Here is a 17331-nt window from a genome sequence, read left to right as displayed (position 1 = left end):
GCTCAGGCGATGCGCTGCTCGCTGGCCGGGTCGAAGAACACCGACTTGGACAGGTCGAACATCAGCTCCATCGACTCGCCCGGCTGGCCGGCGTGGGCCGGATGGACGCGGCACACCACATCCTTGCCGTTGATCGGCACCAGCACCATGGTGTCCGGCCCGGTCGGCTCGGTCAGGCGGATCGGCATCTCGGCGGTCTGGAACTGGGGCAGGCCGACGCGGGATTCGCTCTTGTGGGTGATCTGCTCCGGGCGGATGCCGAACAGCACTTCCCTGCCCTCCCAGGCCTTCAGCTTGCCGTCGCCACCCGGCACCGGGAAGACGTGGGTGCGCTGGCCGCTCTCCAGCTTCACGCCGTAGCCGCCGCCAACAGCCTCCACCTTGGCGGGAATGAAGTTCATCGACGGCGAGCCCATGAAGCCGGCCACGAAGAGGTTCGCCGGGTTGTCGTAGATCTCCTGCGGGGTGCCGAACTGCTGCACCTCGCCGGCCTTCATCACGGCGATCTTGTCGCCGAGGGTCATCGCCTCGATCTGGTCGTGGGTCACATAGACGATGCTGGTGCCCATGCGCTGGTGCAGCAGCTTGATCTCGGTACGCATCTCGACGCGCAGCTTGGCGTCCAGGTTCGACAGCGGCTCGTCGAACAGGAACAGCGACGGCTCGCGGGAGATCGCCCGGCCCATCGCCACCCGCTGGCGCTGGCCGCCGGACAGCTGGGACGGCTTGCGATCGAGCAGATGGCCGATCTGCAGCGTGTTGGCGACGCGCTCGACGATGCGCGCCTGTTCGGCGGCCGGCACCTTGCGGATCTGCAGGCCGAAGGAGATGTTCTCGCGCACCGTCATGTTGGGATACAGCGCGTAGGACTGGAAGACCATCGCGATGTCCCGATCCTTCGGGCTGAGGTCGTTGACGACCCGGTCGCCGATGCGGATCTCGCCGGAGGTCACGCTGTCCAGGCCGGCGATCATCGACAGCAGCGTCGACTTGCCGCAGCCGGACGGGCCAACCAGGATCAGGAACTCGCCCTTGTCGATCTCGAGGTCGATGCCCTTCAGGATCTCGTTGCCGTGATAGGACTTGCGCACGTTGCGGATGGATAAAGCGCCCATTTTCGTCTCACTCCTGTATTTGTCTTGTCAGCCTTTGACCGCACCGGCGGTCAGGCCACGCACGAAGTACTTGCCGGCAACGATGTACACCAGCAGGGTCGGCAGCGCCGCGATGATGGCGGCGGCCATGTCCACGTTGTATTCCTTGACCCCGGTGGAGGTATTCACGAGGTTGTTCAGCGCCACGGTGATCGGCTGGCGGTCGCCGGACGAGAACACCACGCCGAACAGGAAGTCGTTCCACACCTGGGTGAATTGCCAGATCACGCTGACCACGATGATCGGCACCGACAGCGGCAGGATGATGCTGAAGAAGATGCGCAGGAAGCCGGCGCCGTCGATCTTGGCCGCCTTCACCAGCTCGTCCGGGATCGTCACGTAGTAGTTGCGGAAGAACAGCGTCGTGAAGGCCGCGCCATACACCACATGCACGAAGACCAGGCCGACCGTCGAGTTGGCGATGCCCAGCGCACCGAGGGTCTGGGCCATCGGTAGCAGCACCACCTGGAAGGGGATGAAGCAGCCGATCATCAGCATGCCGAACACCAGGTCGCTGCCGCGGAAGCGGTACATGGTCAGCGCGTAGCCGTTGAAGGCGCCGATCATCGTCGAGATAACCACCGCCGGCACCACGAAGGACACCGAGTTCCAGAAGAAGCCCTTGAGGCCCTCGCACTGCACGCCGGTGCAAGCCGAATCCCAGGCCTTCACCCAGGCGTCGGTGCGAAACTCGCCGGGCAGCGACAGCAGGTTGCCGGCGCGGATCTCGTCGAGGCTCTTCAGCGAGGTGGACAACATCACGAACAGCGGCATCAGGTAGTACAGGCATACCAGCGCCAGCAGCCCGTAGATGATGAAGCGGCCAAGCTTCGAGGCGCCCGCGGTGTGAGCAACAGACATGTCAGCCATGGCGGGACCTCCGCATTTCCGAATACATGAAGGGAACGATGACAGCCACCACGATCATCAGCATCATCATCGCGCTGGCGGCGCCGAGGCCGATCTGGTTGCGCGTGAAGGCGAAGGAGTACATGAAGGTCGCCGGCAGGTCGCTGGAGAAGCCCGGCCCGCCGTTGGTCAGGGCCATCACCAGGTCGAAGCTCTTGACCGCGATGTGGGCCAGGATCATGAAGCTGGAGAAGAACACCGGGCGCAGGCTCGGGATGATGATGCGGCGGTAGATCGTCGGCATCGAGGCGCCGTCCACCTGGGCCGCCTTGATGATCGAGTCGTCGATGCCACGCAGGCCGGCCAGGAACAACGCCATCACGAAGCCCGACGACTGCCACACGGCGGCGACGATCACGGTGTAGATGGACCACTCCGGATCGATCAGCCAATCGAAGGTGAAGCTGGTGAAGCCCCAGTCGTGCACCAGCTTCTCGATGCCGAACTCCGGATTGAGTATCCACTTCCAGGCCGTGCCGGTGACGATGAAGGACAGCGCCATCGGGTACAGGTAAATCGAGCGGATGAAGCCCTCGGCGCGGATCTTCTGGTCCAGCAGCACCGCCAGCAGCAGGCCGACGGCCAGGCAGATGACGATGAAGCCGCCGCCGAACACGGCCAGGTTGGACAGGGCCTGCCACCAGCGCTCGTTGTCGAACAGGGCCTCGTACTGGGCCAGGCCGGCGAACTCGTAGTTCGGCAGCAGGCGCGAGGGGGTCAGGGAGAGCACCGCGGTCCACAGGATGTAGCCATACACGAAGACCAGGGAGCACACGAAGGTAGGCGCCACCACCAGCTTCGGCAGCCACGCATCCAGGGTGTCGCACCATCGGCAGCGCCGTGCAGGCCGGGCCGCCGGAGCGGTGGTTGAAGAAAGCACCGTCGCGTTCATTTGTCGTCCTCCACCCCGTCCGCGGCGCTGCCGCGGCGGGATCTGTTATCACGGGCCCGGCTCATTGGTGGCCGGGCCGTTCTTGCTGCGCTGTTACCGGACCTTCGCGGCCAGGGCCAGCTTGTCGGCGGCGGCCTTGGGCGTCATCGTGTGGCTGTTGAAGAACTGGGTCACCACGTCCTGGATCGCCCCGGCGGTTGCTGCCGGCACCGCCATCTGGTGGGCGATGCTCGGCACCAGCCCGCCGCTCTTGGCACTGGCGGTGAAGTCGGCGGCGGACTGCTTGGCGCAGTCGTCGAACTTGGCGAGGTCCATGCCCTGGCGGGCCGGGATCGAGCCCTTGTTGAGGTTGAAGACTTCCTGGAACTCGGGGCTCATCACCGCGGTGGCGAGGTCCTGCTGGCCCTTCTTCGCGTCGGCCGACTTCTGCGTGAACATCACCAGGCTGTCGATGTTGAAGGTGAAGGCGTTGGCGGTGCCCGGCGCGGGCAGGCACACGTAGTCCTTGCCAGGCTTCTTGCCGGCAGCACTGAACTCGCCCTTGGCCCAGTCGCCCATGAACTGCATGGCCGCCTTGCCGTTGATGACCATCGCGGTGGCCAGGTTCCAGTCCCGGTTGGCGGCGTCCTTGTCGATGTACTTGCGCACCATCTGCAGGGTTTCCAGCGCCTTGATCATCGTCGGGCCCTTCAGCGAGGCCTGGTCCAGGTCTACCAGCGCCTTCTTGTAGAAAGCCGGGCCGCCGACGCCCATCACCACCGATTCGAACACCGTGAAGTCCTGCCAGGGCTGGCCGCCGTGGGCCACCGGGATGAAGCCGGCCTTCTGCAGCTTCTCGGCAGCAGCGGGGAATTCGTCCCAGGTCTTGGGAATCGCCACCCCGGCCTTCTTGAAGACTTCCGGGTTGGCCCACATCCAGTTCACCCGGTGCACATTCACCGGCACCGCCACGTAGTTGCCCTTGTACTTCATCACGTTGGCCACGACGGGCGGCAGCAGGCCGTCCCAGTTACCGACCTTGGCCACGTCGTTCATGTTGGCCAGCACGCCTTCGGCGCCCCACTCCTGGATGCTCGGCCCCTTGATCTGTGCGGCGGTCGGCGGATTGCCGGACACCACGCGGGACTTCAGCACAGTCATGGCGTTCTCGCCGCCGCCGCCGGCCACCGCGAAGTCCTTCCACTTGTGGCCCTTGGCCTCGAGCATCTTCTTCAACTCGGCCACCGAGCGGGCCTCGCCGCCGGCGGTCCACCAGTGCAGCACTTCCACGTCGGCGGCCTGGGCGCCGGCCGCGGCCAGCAGGGAGGTGGTCATCAGCGCGGCGTGCAGGGTCTTGATCAGGGTCTTCATCGCTCTTCCTCCTGGGGAAGCAGATTCATTCTTGAGTATGGCCCGGCGGGCCGTGGCGACAAGCTGCGCCACACCGGCCGGGATTTTCGCGATCACATCACAAAACGGTGTCCGGATCTGCCGGGGATAACACGGAGGGCGCACTAGGGAGAGGGGAAGACACCCTCCGCGCCATCCCCGGCGAACCGGACCCGATCACCACCAGGCTTCGGCCTGGATGCCGAAGGTGCTGCCGTTGGTGGAAGAACCGAACACACCCGTCGCCGACAGCGTATCCCCGGCCGGCGCAGCGGCCTGGGCGGCGTCGTTCCACTTGGCGTAGGTGTAAAAAGCCCGCAACGCAGGGCGGGAGAAAAACTGGCGCCCCGCCGAGATCTGCGGTGCGATGGTGATCTTGTTCAGCGTGCGGCGGTCGCCGCCGTCCGGCTTGACTTCGTCGTGGCCGAAATCCACCGCCAGGCTCCACTTGTCGTTGAAGTGGTACTGGGGACGGGCGCCGTAGGAAATCCACTTCTGCTTGCCGATCTGGTCTTCGTAGACAAAGGTGCCCATGCCGGTCCAGTTGGTGCCTTCCGGCTGCACCATCAGCTGCTCGACGACACGCCAGGCCTTGTCGCTGCTGCTCGCACCGAAGGCCGGCGCGCCCGGCGACAGGTTGGCCACCACGCCGCGGCCGTACTGCAGCGCGATCCGGTTGAAGCCGCCGAGCACGTTGTTCTGGGTGTGCATCAGGTTGTACATCTGGCCGTTGCTGTTGCTGATACCGGCGGCCTTGGCGGCGTCGGAGTTGTCGGCGAAACGGAAGTCGATACCGATGGTCAGTTCGCCGCCCGGATTGACCGGGATGCCGCCGAGGCGGAAGTCGTGGCCGCTGATCGCCGAGGTGCTGTTCACGTCCACCAGGCGGGTCTTGGTGAGGCCGTCGTTCGGGTCCAGGTAGAACTCGGTCTTCGAGCCGGTCTTCACCGCGCCACTGTTGCGGCGGTAGGCGTAGCTCAGCTTGCCGACGCCCACATCGACGTTCTCGATGCCGCCGCCGTTGCCGCTGTTGTTCCAGAAATAGAAGTCGGTGATGTGTACATCGTTACGCTGGTAGAAGCGCTTGCCAGCCCACAGGCGGGCATTGGCGAAGGCGCCACTGCCGATCTTGTCGGCCTCGGCCCAGGCTTCCGCCCAACTGGTGGTCGTGCTGCCCGAGTCCAGGTCCTGCGGCGCATTGATCGCCAGGCGGGTATGAACGCGGAAGGTCGTGTCGCTGTCCGGCATCTTGTAGAGCTGAGCACCCAGCGCCAGCTCGCCGTAGGTCTCGCATTCGTTGCCGAGACGGTACTTGGATGCAGCGCCGGCCAGCTTGAAGCAGGTCTGCTGCCCGCCCTTCGACGTTCCACCCGTGCCGGCGCGGAAGTAGCCGTTGAAATCGATCGGCACCGAACCGTCCGCCATCGCGCTGGCGCTGAGGGCCGCCAGCACGCTGGCTGCCAGCAGGGACGGGTTGATCATTTTCTGCTTCATGTCTCCTCCAGTTTTCTCACTTGGTTTTCAAAGCCATCAATTACATCCACCGCGGGCCGCCCCGACTTCAGGCCACCGGCCGGAACCCCTCTTTTCCGACCACCCACGAAGTAAATGTAGTTTTGTTTAACTGGATTCGAGTGTAGTTAAGCTACAAATAAAACACAAGCGAGATAGAACAAAATCTTTGTTCAGCCCCGTCGCTACGTGTCGAAACCCCAGTATCAAAGCACTCTTTCGCTGGCAGATGACAGGAATGGCCTCATTACAAAGACTGTGCGCAACTACAAAAATGCACTAACAAATTTATCTTAAAATAAAATCCCCTTGCTTTTCCGTACTTTTACTACATACTAGATAAAACAACGCGACGCTCTCATGCATCGCACGCACATGAAGGAACGGAGATGCGGGATATCAAGGAACTCGACCTGGTGCTGTTTGGCGGCACCGGCGACCTGGTGATGCGCAAGCTGCTGCCGGCGCTCTATCACCTGCAGAAGGACGGCCTGCTGCCCGCCGGCGCACGGCTCATCGCGGTGGCGCGGGAAACGCTCGACACGCAGGCCTACCTGGAGATCGCCACGCGCAACTGCGAGCAGTATCTAGGCGCAGATTTCGACACGACGGAATGGGCCCGCTTCTGCGAGCGGATCGACTACCTGGCTATCGACGCCCTCGAGCCGGCCAGCTACGCCGCCCTTGCCGAGCGCCTCGGCGAAGCGGCATCCCGCGAGCGGGTGTACTACCTGTCCACCTCACCGAGCCTGTTCTCCGCCACCTGCCGCAACCTGGCCGGCGCCGGGCTGATCCACGGCCGCAGCCGGGTGGTGCTGGAGAAGCCCCTCGGCCACGACCTCGCCTCGTCCCGCCAGATCAACGACGAGGTGGGCCGCTATTTCGGCGAAGACCAGATCTACCGCATCGACCACTACCTGGGTAAGGAGCCGGTGCAGAACCTGCTGGCCCTGCGCTTCGGCAACGCGCTGTTCGAACCCCTGTGGCGGCGCGAGTGGGTGCGCGACGTGCAGATCACCGTCGCCGAGCAGCTTGGCGTGGAATCCCGCGGCGACTTCTACGACAAGGCTGGCGCGATGCGCGACATGGTGCAGAACCACCTGCTGCAGCTCTTGTGCATCGTCGCCATGGAACCGCCCGCCTCCATCGCCGCCGATGCGGTGCGCGACGAAAAGCTGAAGATCCTGCGCGCACTGCGTCCGATCACCGGCCCGGCCGTGTCCACCCGCACCGTGCGCGGCCAGTACCGCGCCGGCGCCAGCGGCGGCCAGCCGGTGCCCGGCTATCTGCAGGAAGCTGGCATTCCATCCGACAGCCGCACCGAGACCTTCGTCGCCATCAAGGCCGAACTGGACACCTGGCGCTGGGCCGGCGTGCCCTTCTACCTGCGCACCGGCAAGCGCATGCAGGAGAAGGTCGCCGAGATCGTCATCAACTTCCGCGCGGTGCCCCACTCCATCTTCGGCGCGCCGGCCGACACCACCCACACCAACCGGATGGTGATCCAGATGCAGCCGGACGAGACCGTGCAGCTCCACCTGTTCGCCAAGCAGCCCGGCGACGTGATCCAGCTGCGTCCGGTGCACCTCAACCTGGACTTCGCCGAAACCTTCCGCACGCGCCGGCTGGAGGCCTACGAGCGCCTGCTGATGGACGTGATGCGCGGCAACCTGACCCTGTTCGTGCGCCGCGACGAGCAGGAAGCCGCCTGGTCGTGGGTCGAACCGATCATGGATGCGTGGCGCGACGGCGGCGAGGCACCGAAGCCCTACACCGCCGGCACCTGGGGCCCCGCCGCGGCGAGCGCCCTGCTCGGCCGCGACGGCTTCAACTGGCACGAAGAACTGTAAGCCCTGAGCCCGACATCATGACGACTCCCGCTCCCGACCTGATCGGCGACATCGGCGGCACCAACGCCCGCTTCGCGCTGGTACGTGCGCCCGGCGCCCCGTTCAGCGACGTGCTGACCCTGCCCTGCGCGGATCACGACACACCCGCCGCGGCAATCCGCCACTACATGGCGCAGGTCGGCGTAGCCCGCCTGCAGCGCGCCGCCATCGGCATCGCCAACCCGGTGACCGGTGACGAGGTGAGCATGACCAACCACCACTGGTCCTTCTCCATCGAAGGCCTGCGCGCCGCCCTCGACCTGCAGCAGCTGCGCGTCCTCAACGACTTCACGGTACTGGCCCTGGCCCTGCCGACGCTGGCGGCGGACGAGCTGGAGCAGATCGGCGACGGCACACCGGACCTCCACGCCCCGCGCGCCTTGATCGGTGCCGGCACCGGCCTGGGCATCTCCGGCCTGGTGCCCTGCGGCGACGACTTCATCCCCCTCAACGGCGAGGGCGGCCACGTCACGCTGGCCGCCAGCGACAGCCGCGAGGCCGAGATCGTGGCCCTGCTCGGGCAGCGCTTCCCGCATGTATCGGCCGAGCGCGTGCTGTCCGGCCCCGGCCTCGAAGCGCTGTACGAGGCGGTGACGCGCCGCCACGGTGTGGCAACCGAGGCGCTCACGGCAGCAGAGATCAGCACCCGCGGCCTCGACGGCAGCTGCGCCTACTGCGCCGAGAGCCTGGAGATCTTCTGCGCGATGCTCGGCACCGTCGCCGCCAACCTGGCCCTGGTGCTCGGCGCCCGCGGCGGGGTGTACATCGGCGGCGGCATCGTGCCCAAGCTCGGCAGCTACTTCGCCCATTCGCCCTTCCGCGCCCGCTTCGAGCAGAAGGGACGCTTCAGCGACTACCTGGCGCGCATCCCCACCTACGTGATCCGCGCGCCCTACCCCGGCCTCGCCGGCGCCGCTCGCGCGCTGGAGCGCGACGCACCGGGCTTCGTCGCCACGGTGCCCTGAGCACAGGCCGCGCAGCCCGATAGGTGCTGCGCGGCACTGAAGCCGACAAAGCCCTAAACCAGTTCCGGCCGATTAATTAAACCAGCCTGATTTAACAAACAGCGGGACGAGGAGACCACCATGAACTATCCCCGCGCCGGCCGTGGCCGCAACTCGATCCGCCTGCGGCGCTATAACGAACGCCTGCTGCTGCAGGCCCTGCGCCGCGGCGGCCAGGCCTCCAAGGCCGACCTGGCGCGGGCCACCGGCCTCACCAGCACAGCCGTCGGCACCATCATCCAGGCCCTCGAGGAAGCCGGCCTGATCGAATTTACCGGCCGCCGGGCGGAAGGCCAGCGCGGCCAGCCGGCGTCGCTGATCCGCCTCAACCCGAAGGGCGCCTTCGCCATCGGCGTGCGCCTCGACCGGGACAGCATCGAGACCGCCCTGCTCGACTTCGGCGGCCACATCCTGGCGCGCCGCGTCCATCACCGGGTGCTGCCGCCGCCACAGGAGGCGCTGGCCATCGTCGCCGCCGACGTGGACGCCGTGCTCGCCACCCTCGGCGACAGCGAACGGCGCCGCCTCACCGGCATCGGCGTCGCCCAGCCCTACAACCTGGGCGCCTGGTTGCGTGAGCTGGACATGGCCGAAGCGCACTTTCACGACTGGGACGACTACGACTTCGCCTACGAACTCGGCGAAACCAGCGGCCTGCCGGTCTTCAGCGAGAACGACGGCAACGCCGCCGCCATCGCCGAGCTGTTCCACGGCTGCGGCCAGGAGCACGACGACTTCCTGTACGTCTTCCTCGGCCCGGTCATCGGCTGCGGCATCGCGCTGGACGGCGACTGCCTGCGCGGCACCCAGGGCAACGCCGGCGATATCGCGGTGATGCCCGTGCCGCCTGGCCGCCTGGCCTCCAGCCCGCGCCCGGCCGGTGCCTGGGACCTGCTGCTGTCCCGCGCCTCGCTGCATGCGCTGGCCCGCCACCTGCGCCACTGGGGCGCCGCCGCCGAATCCCTCGACGACCTGGCCGAATGTGTGCGCCAGCGCCACCCAGCCGTCGAGGAATGGCTGGACGACTGCGTCGATGCGCTGGCGCCGGTGCTGCGCGCCAGCCTGTGCCTGCTCGACCTGCCCGCCGTGGTGGTGGATGCCGACATCGACGCCGGCCTGGTGGACGCGCTGATCCAGCGCCTTCATCGCGCCCTCGCCAACAACGCGCCGGAAGCCCGCGGCGTACCCGAGCTGGTGCGCGGTAGCTTCGGCTCCGACGCTGGCGCCATTGGCGCCGCCAGCCTGCCCCTGTTCTTCAACTTCTCCCCGCGCACCGAAATCCTGCGCCGGGACGCCCACCGTTCGGAGGAGATGCACCATGAGCAATGACGCCTGCCCCATCCTCGAGATGCGGCATATCTCGAAGACCTTTCCCGGGGTCAAGGCCCTCAAGGACGTGCAGTTGTCGATTCGTGCCGGCGAAATCCACTCGCTGATGGGCGAGAACGGCGCCGGCAAGTCCACGCTGATGAAAATCCTGTCCGGCGCCTACGTGCCCGACGCAGGTGCCGAGATCCGGGTCGACGGCAAGGCCGTGACCATCGAAGGCCCGCTCTCCGCCAAGGCCCTCGGCATCGCGGTGATCTACCAGGAGCTGAGCCTGTGCCCCAACCTCAGCGTTGCCGAGAACATCTACCTGGGCCGCGAGCTGCGCCGCCACGGGCTGGTGGACCGCAAGGCGATGCAAGCCGCCTGCGCCGGCATTCTGCGTCGCCTCGGGGCGAGCTTCGGGCCCACCACCGAAGTGGCCAGCCTGTCCATCGCCGAACGCCAGCTGGTTGAGATCGCCCGCGCCCTGCACGCCGAGGCACGCATCCTGGTCATGGACGAGCCGACCACGCCGCTGTCCTCGCGGGAGACCGACCGCCTGTTCGCGCTGATCCGCCAGCTGCGCGCCGACGGCCTGGCGATCATCTACATCAGCCACCGCATGTCGGAGATCTACGACCTGTCCGACCGGGTCTCGGTGCTGCGCGACGGCACCTACGTCGGCACGCTGGAACGCGCGGCCCTCTCCGCCGAGAGCCTGGTGCAGATGATGGTCGGCCGCGACCTGTCCGGCTTCTACACCAAGGAGCACGCCGCCTACGACCCCGGCCGCGTGGTGCTGGCGACCCGCCACATCGGTGACGGCAAGCGCGTGCGCGACTGCAGCTTCGACGTGCACGCCGGCGAAGTCCTCGGCATCGCCGGGCTGGTGGGCGCCGGCCGCACCGAGCTGGCCCGCATGGTGTTCGGCGCCGACCCGCGCAGCAGCGGCGAAATCCACATCGACGGCCTGCCGGTGGACGTCCGCACACCCCTCGACGCAATCCGCGCCGGTCTTGTGTACCTCACCGAGGACCGCAAGGCCCAGGGCCTGTTCCTCGACATGAGCGTGCGCGACAACATCAACGTGTGCGCCTGCAGCCTCGACGCTCACCCCGGCGGTCTGATCGACCGTGCTCGCGGCAAGGCCCGCGCCGCAGCGGCCATCGCCTCGCTGGGTATCCGCGTCGGCGACGCACGGCGCAACGTCGGCGCCCTGTCCGGCGGCAACCAGCAGAAGGTACTGCTGTCGCGTCTGCTGGAGATCAAGCCTCGCGTGCTGATCCTCGACGAGCCGACCCGCGGCGTGGACATCGGCGCCAAGTCGGAGATCTACCGGATCATCAACGAGCTCGCCCAGAGCGGCGTGGCCATCGTCGTCATCTCCAGCGAGCTGCCCGAGATCGTCGGCACCGCCGACCGGGTGCTGGTAATGCGCGAAGGCGAGCTGGTCGCCGAACTGGGTGGCCATTCCGGCGAGCCCATCGAGCAGACCACCATCATCGAATACGCCACCGGCGCCCGCCAGACCCTTCTGGCCGCCGCCTGAGCCCCAAAAGCACCGCAACACCACAACAAATCCACCTCGACCGAGGAGACATCCATGAGCACCCAAGTCAGCGGCGTCGTCGCCAACCTCCCGCAAACCCCGGCCCCGTCCACCACGGAACGCCTGCGCCAGCTGATGCGCAGCGTCGGCATGCTGCCCGTGCTGATCCTGCTGTGCATCGGCTTCGGCACCCTGGCCGACGGCTTTTTCAGCCTGCAGAACGCCTCCATCGTGGCCCAGCAGGCGTCCATCAACGTGGTCCTCGCCGCCGGCATGACCTTCGTGATCCTCACCGGCGGCATCGACCTGTCGGTCGGCTCCATCCTCGCCGCTGCCGCGGTGGTCACCATGCTGGCCTCCAACATCCCCGGCGCCGGCATGCTCGGCGTGGCGGCGGGCCTGCTGGCCGGCCTCGCCTGCGGGCTGGTGAACGGCAGCCTGATCGCCTTCGTGCGGCTGCCGCCCTTCATCGTCACCCTCGGCGCGCTGACCGCCATGCGCGGCGTGGCCCGTCTGCTCGGCGACGACAAGACCATCTTCAACCCCGACCTGCCCTTCGCCTTCATCGGCAACGGCGCGGTGCTCGGTGTGCCCTGGCTGGTCATCATCGCCGCCGCGGTGGTGGTGCTGTCCTGGTTCATCCTGCGCCGCACCGTGCTGGGCGTGCAGATCTACTCGGTCGGCGGCAATCCGGAAGCGGCGCGCCTGTCCGGCATCAAGGTGTGGAAGGTGCTGCTCTTCGTGTATGCCATGTCCGGCCTGCTGTCCGGCCTCGGCGCGGTGATGACCTCGGCCCGCCTGTTCGCCGCCAACGGCCTGCAGCTCGGCCAGTCCTATGAACTCGACGCCATCGCCGCAGTGATCCTCGGCGGCACCAGCTTCGTCGGCGGCGTCGGCTCCATCGTCGGCACGCTGATCGGCGCACTGATCATCGCGGTCCTCTCCAACGGCCTGGTGCTGCTCGGCGTGTCCGACATCTGGCAGTACATCGTGAAGGGCCTGGTGATCATCGGTGCCGTCGCGCTGGATCGCTATCGCCAGTCCGGCGCCCGCACGTAATCAAACCCCACTACGCCCCGCCGGGATGCCGGCACCGCGCGGGGATTTTCGACAAAGCCGGCACGGAGACACGCATCATGTTCAAGTCCAAGACCCTCGCCACCGCGCTGATCCTCGCCCTCGCCGCCGGCAGCGCCGCCGCCAAGGAGATCAAGTCGGTGGGGATCACCCTCGGCTCCCTCGGCAATCCCTTCTTCGTGACCATCGCGAAGGGCGCCGAAGCCCGCGCCAAGCAGCTCAACCCCAATGCCAAGGTCACCACCCTGTCGGCCGACTACGACCTCAACAAGCAATTCACGCAGATCGACAACTTCATCGCCGCCAGCGTGGACATGATCCTGCTCAACGCCGCCGATCCGAAGGCCATCGAGCCGGCGGTGAAGAAGGCCCAGAAGGCCGGCATCGTAGTGGTGGCGGTGGATGTGGCCGCCGTCGGCGCCGACGCGACAGTACAGACCGACAACGTGCAGGCCGGCCGCATCGCCTGCGAGTACATCGTCCAGAAACTCGGCGGCAAGGGCAACGTGATCATCCAGAACGGCCCGCAGGTATCCGCCGTGGTGGACCGGGTGAACGGCTGCAAGGGCGTGCTGACCAAGACGGCCGGCATCAAGGTCTTGTCGGACGACCAGGACGGCAAGGGCTCCCGCGAAGGCGGCATGAACGTGATGCAGGGCCACCTGACCCGCTTCCCGAAGATCGACGCGGTGTTCACCATCAACGACCCTCAGGCCATCGGCACCGATCTGGCGGCCCGCCAGTTCAAGCGCAACAACCTGGTGATCACTTCGGTGGACGGCGCGCCCGACATCGAAGGCGCCCTCAAGGGCAACACCCAGGTGGAAGCCTCCGCCAGCCAGGACCCGTGGGCCATGGCCCAGAAGGCGGTGGACATTGCCCAGGACATCGTCAACGGCAAGCGCCCGGCCAGCCCGATGGTGCTGATGCCATCCACGCTGGTGACCCGCGCCAACATCGCCGCCTACAAGGGCTGGTCGTCCCCGCGCTGAGCCCCGTCCGTCCCGTCCAATGCCGGCGCGGTGCCCTTTCCGGGGCCGCGCCGCCCAGTCCGGAGTGCCACCATGTTCCTCGTCTGCGGCGAAGCCCTCTTCGACGTCTTCATCAACGGCAATGCTGCTGCCGGCTCCGATGTCCTCAAGCTGGAAGCCCACCCCGGCGGCTCGCCCTTCAACGTGGCCATCGGCCTGGCCCGCCTCGGCCAGCCGGTGTCCTTCCTGGCCGGCATCTCCCGCGACATGCTCGGCGAACGCCTCGTCGCCAAGCTGCGTTCGGAAGGTGTTGAAACAGCCACCGTGCAGCGCCTGGCGGCGCCCACCACCCTCGGCCTGGTCGGCCTCGACGACCAGGGCGTGCCTGCCTACGCCTTCTACGGCGACGGCGCGGCCGACCGGCGCCTCGACATCGCCGCGCTGCCGACCCTCGACCCGGCGATCCGCGCGATCCACCTGGGCTCCTATGCGACGGTCGTCGAGCCCACCGCCGGTGCGCTGGAAACCCTGGTCCGGCGCGAATGCGGCCAGCGTCTGATCGCCTACGACCCCAACGTGCGCCTCAACGTGGAGCCGTCCCTGGCCCGCTGGCACGCCCGTGTGGACACCCTGTCCACCCTCGCCCACCTGATCAAGATCAGCGACGAGGACGTGCGCCTGCTCTACGACGACCTGTCGCCCGAGGATTTCGCCCGCCGCATGCTGGCCCGCGGTGCCCGGCTGGTGGTGGTGACCCGCGGTGCCGACGGCGCCGTGGCGTGGTCAGCCCGCACCAGCGCCCAGGTGCCCGGCGTGCCGGTGGACCTGCAGGACACCGTCGGCGCCGGCGACACCTTCCAGGCCGCGATGCTGACCTGGCTGGCCGACGGCGGACGCCTGTCGCCGGATGCGCTGGAAACGCTCCGCAGCGACGAGCTCGCGGCGATGCTCGGCTACGCGGCGCGGGCCGCCGCGCTGACCTGCTCGCGCCGCGGGGCCGACCTGCCCCGCAAAGCGGAAGTCGGCCCGGCCTGCGTCGCCGCCTGAAAGCGTGAAAGGCCGCCCGGATCGGGGCGGCCTTTCACGTCGAAGCGAGACTGTACGGCTCAGTCGGCCTTGGTCAGCGTCCCCGTCGGCGGCTGGTAGTCAGGCACCTTGTTGCGGATGGCGGGCTGGGCCTTGAGATACGCGAACACTGCGCGCAGGTCCTGGTCGGAAAGCTTTGCCAGCGCCGGCCACGGCATCGGCGGCATGATCGGCCGCGCCCCGCTCACGTGCTTGCCGGTGCGCAGGTTGTGGATGAATTGCTTCTCGGTCCAGGCACCGATGCCGGTCTCCTTGTCCGGCGTCAGGTTGGCCGAATAGCTCGTGCCCCACGGCCCCACGAAGGCCGTCATGGTCGCCGCGCCGGCCCAGTTCCAGGCGGCGGCCAGTTGCGGCGGCGGCGGCAGGAGCAGCTCCTCAGGATGGCCCGACAGGCCGCGGGAGACATCCTTCTCGGGGCCGTTGGGGCCCATCTTGAACGGCGTGTGGCAGTCCATGCAGCCGCCAATGCTAACGAGGGCTGCACCGCGTTTGACCTGACCGCTGTCTCCCGCAAAACTCGGGGAGGCCAGCATGCCGCAGGCAATGGCGAAAATGGCAAAGGTGACCTTGTTCTTGGTATCGGGGCACATGATGGAAACTCCTGTCCTGGGTTGAAAGTGATCAGACGCGCTGTCGGCCACACAGGCGGACAGCAGTCGCGGCAATGGCATCCGCCTGGGGCACAAAGGCCTGTTCGAGCGGATAGCTGGACGCCACCGGGGCGTCGGGGCCGCCGAGGCGCACGATGGGCGCCTTCAACGCGGCAAAGGCCTGCTCGGCAACCAGCGCGGCAATCTCCGCACCGACGCCGCACAGCTTGTTGGCTTCATGCACGACGACCAGCCGGCCGGTTTTGCTGACCGAGGCCAGGATCGCGTCCTCATCCAGCGGCTTGAGGCTACGCAGGTCGAGGACTTCCGCCGAGATGCCCTGCCCCGCCAGCGCCTCGGCGGCCTGCAGGCAGTGATGCACCGTCTTGCCATAGGACACCAGGCTCACGTCCGTGCCCTCACGGGCCACGGCGGCCTTGCCGAGCGGGATGACCACCTCACCCGCCGGCACCTCGCCAGGTACGTAGAGCAGGCCGATATCCATGAAGAACATCACCGGGTTGTCATCGCGGATGGCCGCCTTCAAGAGGCCTTTGGCGTCGGCCGGGTTGCTCGGCATCACCACCTTGAGGCCGGGGCTGTGCACGAACCACGCCTCCACGTTGTGGTTGTGCTGGGCGCCCACGCCCCAGCCGGCGCCGGTCTGCGCCAAGGCGACGAGGGGGAAGGAGAATTGCCCGCCGGACATGAAGCGCAGCTTGCCGGCGCTGTTCACGATCTCGTCCATCGCGTAGCACATGAAAGGCGCGAACAGCAGGTCGATGACCGGGCGCAGGCCGGTGCCGGCGGCGCCCACCGCCGTGCCGGCGATGATGCCCTCGGCCAGCGGCGTGTTGCGCACCCGCAGGGCGCCGAATTCCTGCACCAGATCGTGGCGCTTGGTGGCGATGCCTTCGCCGAAGGCGATGACGGTCTGGTCGCGGCGCATTTCCTCGGTGAGCGCGGCGCCGACGGCGTCAAGCAAAGTCAGGGTGGTCATGGAAATTCCTCAGGCGTAGACGAAGCGGGTCAGCGCGTCGGTGGAAGGGAAAGGCGACGCATCGGCGAAAGCCTGGGCGGCGGCGATGCGGGTCGACACCTTGTCGGCCAGCCCGTCGGCCTGGGCGGCGCTGAGCTGGCCGTCGGCGATCAACCGTTCGCGGCTCAGCTTGATCGGGTCGCGGGCCACCCACGCTTCCCGCTCGGCCGGGTCCACATAGGCCTGGTCGTCCGGCTCGAAGTGGCCGCGGGTGCGGTAGGTATAGGTTTCCAGCAGGTAGGGCCGGCCGCTCTCGCGCACCTGGGCCGCCGCCTCCTGGGCCGCCGCCAGCACCGCCGCCACATCGTTGCCGTCTACGGTGCGGGACGGAATGCCGTAGGACGCGCCCCACTCCGACACGTGGTCCTTGCACATCGCCTCGCGGCGATGCACGAAGGCCTGCCAGTGGTTGTTCTCACAGATGTAGAGCACCGGCAGGTTCCACAGGGCCGCCAGGTTGATGGACTCGTGGAAGCTGCCCTCGCAGGCGGCGCCATCGCCGAAGAAGCAGGCCACGATGCCGGGCCGGCCGAGCATCTTCTGGGACAGGGCCACGCCCGGCGCCAGGGACAATTCCGCACCGACGATGGTGGAGGTGAGCACCACACCCAGTTCCTTCACCGAGATGTGCAGCGAGCCGCTGTGGCCGCCGCAATAGCCGCCGCTGCGCCCCATCACCTCGGCCAGCATGCGGCCAGGGTCGGCGCCACGGGCCAGCAGGTGGCCCGAGCTGCGGTGGTTGGTGAGGATCAGGTCTTCCGCCACCAGCGCATTGACGACACCCACTGCGGCGGCCTCCTGTCCGACCGAGGTGCAGGTGCCCGGCACCTTGCCGGCCTGACTGCCGGCGATGATCGCTTCTTCGTAGGCGCGCACCAGCATCATCTGCTCGAGAAGCTGGCGCGCATCGGGGGTTTGGGTTGCCATGACGTCTCCCGTCGTTGATCGATGGAGTCAGTCTAGGTCGCTAGGAATCCCTTGCA

At 67.3% G+C, this 17331-nt stretch carries 15 protein-coding genes; 7 read left to right on the top strand and 8 right to left on the bottom strand.

What is annotated here, in order from left to right; genetic code table 11:
* Nucleotides 1-2 precede the first annotated feature (2 nt).
* The 5 genes from AC3QL2_RS22965 to AC3QL2_RS22945 all read right to left on the bottom strand — a co-directional run bounded on the left by AC3QL2_RS22965 (nucleotide 3) and on the right by AC3QL2_RS22945 (nucleotide 5817).
* Nucleotides 3-1115 (bottom strand): ABC transporter ATP-binding protein, encoded by a 1113-nt coding sequence (locus AC3QL2_RS22965; RefSeq protein WP_493232640.1) that lies wholly within the window; start codon nucleotides 1113-1115, stop codon nucleotides 3-5.
* A 27-nt stretch (nucleotides 1116-1142) separates the two neighbouring features.
* Nucleotides 1143-2024, bottom strand: a complete 882-nt coding sequence (locus tag AC3QL2_RS22960) for a carbohydrate ABC transporter permease (protein ID WP_481114228.1) — start codon at nucleotides 2022-2024, stop codon at nucleotides 1143-1145.
* The gene (locus AC3QL2_RS22955; protein WP_493232638.1) at nucleotides 2017-2955 is read right to left on the bottom strand and encodes a carbohydrate ABC transporter permease; all 939 of its coding nucleotides are present in this window, start codon (nucleotides 2953-2955) and stop codon (nucleotides 2017-2019) included. Before AC3QL2_RS22955 ends, AC3QL2_RS22960 begins: the two co-directional genes overlap by 8 nt.
* A 93-nt stretch (nucleotides 2956-3048) precedes the next feature.
* Nucleotides 3049-4305: an ABC transporter substrate-binding protein gene (locus tag AC3QL2_RS22950; protein WP_493232637.1), complete on the bottom strand. Its 1257-nt coding sequence runs from the start codon at nucleotides 4303-4305 to the stop codon at nucleotides 3049-3051.
* Between the two features lie 195 nt (nucleotides 4306-4500).
* On the bottom strand, nucleotides 4501-5817 hold the full coding sequence (locus AC3QL2_RS22945; protein WP_493232636.1) for a maltoporin: 1317 nt from the start codon (nucleotides 5815-5817) through the stop codon (nucleotides 4501-4503).
* Nucleotides 5818-6224: 407 nt separating this feature from the next.
* Between AC3QL2_RS22945 and zwf the strand changes: the two genes are divergently transcribed.
* The 7 genes from zwf to AC3QL2_RS22910 all read left to right on the top strand — a co-directional run bounded on the left by zwf (nucleotide 6225) and on the right by AC3QL2_RS22910 (nucleotide 14680).
* A complete protein-coding gene (zwf, locus tag AC3QL2_RS22940) occupies nucleotides 6225-7685 on the top strand; it encodes a glucose-6-phosphate dehydrogenase (protein ID WP_493232635.1) in 1461 nt (486 codons plus the stop codon).
* Between the two features lie 17 nt (nucleotides 7686-7702).
* On the top strand, nucleotides 7703-8689 hold the full coding sequence (locus AC3QL2_RS22935) for a glucokinase (RefSeq protein WP_493232634.1): 987 nt from the start codon (nucleotides 7703-7705) through the stop codon (nucleotides 8687-8689).
* Nucleotides 8690-8809: 120 nt separating this feature from the next.
* A complete protein-coding gene (locus tag AC3QL2_RS22930) occupies nucleotides 8810-10057 on the top strand; it encodes an ROK family transcriptional regulator (protein ID WP_493232633.1) in 1248 nt (415 codons plus the stop codon).
* Nucleotides 10047-11585: a sugar ABC transporter ATP-binding protein gene (locus AC3QL2_RS22925; protein ID WP_493232632.1), complete on the top strand. Its 1539-nt coding sequence runs from the start codon at nucleotides 10047-10049 to the stop codon at nucleotides 11583-11585. The genes AC3QL2_RS22930 and AC3QL2_RS22925 overlap by 11 nt, the downstream gene beginning before the upstream one ends.
* 54 nt (nucleotides 11586-11639) lie before the next feature.
* A complete protein-coding gene (locus AC3QL2_RS22920; RefSeq protein ID WP_493232631.1) occupies nucleotides 11640-12644 on the top strand; it encodes an ABC transporter permease subunit in 1005 nt (334 codons plus the stop codon).
* Between the two features lie 77 nt (nucleotides 12645-12721).
* Nucleotides 12722-13654 carry an ABC transporter substrate-binding protein gene (locus AC3QL2_RS22915; protein WP_493232630.1) on the top strand — a complete coding sequence of 311 codons (933 nt, stop codon included), beginning with the start codon at nucleotides 12722-12724 and terminating at the stop codon, nucleotides 13652-13654.
* 72 nt (nucleotides 13655-13726) lie between these two features.
* Nucleotides 13727-14680, top strand: a complete 954-nt coding sequence (locus AC3QL2_RS22910) for a carbohydrate kinase family protein (protein ID WP_493232628.1) — start codon at nucleotides 13727-13729, stop codon at nucleotides 14678-14680.
* Between the two features lie 59 nt (nucleotides 14681-14739).
* Here the strand turns inward: AC3QL2_RS22910 and AC3QL2_RS22905 are convergent, their stop codons facing one another.
* From AC3QL2_RS22905 to AC3QL2_RS22895, 3 genes are read right to left on the bottom strand one after another with little or no spacing between them, the layout of a single operon-like run.
* Complete coding sequence (locus AC3QL2_RS22905; protein WP_493232627.1) at nucleotides 14740-15309, bottom strand: c-type cytochrome; 570 nt, start codon at nucleotides 15307-15309, stop codon at nucleotides 14740-14742.
* A gap of 31 nt (nucleotides 15310-15340) precedes the next feature.
* Nucleotides 15341-16309, bottom strand: coding sequence for an alpha-ketoacid dehydrogenase subunit beta (locus AC3QL2_RS22900; protein WP_493232625.1), 969 nt, complete (start codon nucleotides 16307-16309; stop codon nucleotides 15341-15343).
* Nucleotides 16310-16318: 9 nt separating this feature from the next.
* Nucleotides 16319-17275 (bottom strand): thiamine pyrophosphate-dependent dehydrogenase E1 component subunit alpha, encoded by a 957-nt coding sequence (locus tag AC3QL2_RS22895; RefSeq protein WP_493232623.1) that lies wholly within the window; start codon nucleotides 17273-17275, stop codon nucleotides 16319-16321.
* Nucleotides 17276-17331 lie beyond the last annotated feature (56 nt).

The sequence above is a fragment of the Zoogloea sp. GW822-FHT05C07 genome, from assembly GCF_058800215.1.
The sequence above is the reverse complement of the archived record's forward strand: the minus strand, read 5'-3'. Positions and strand labels throughout refer to the sequence as shown.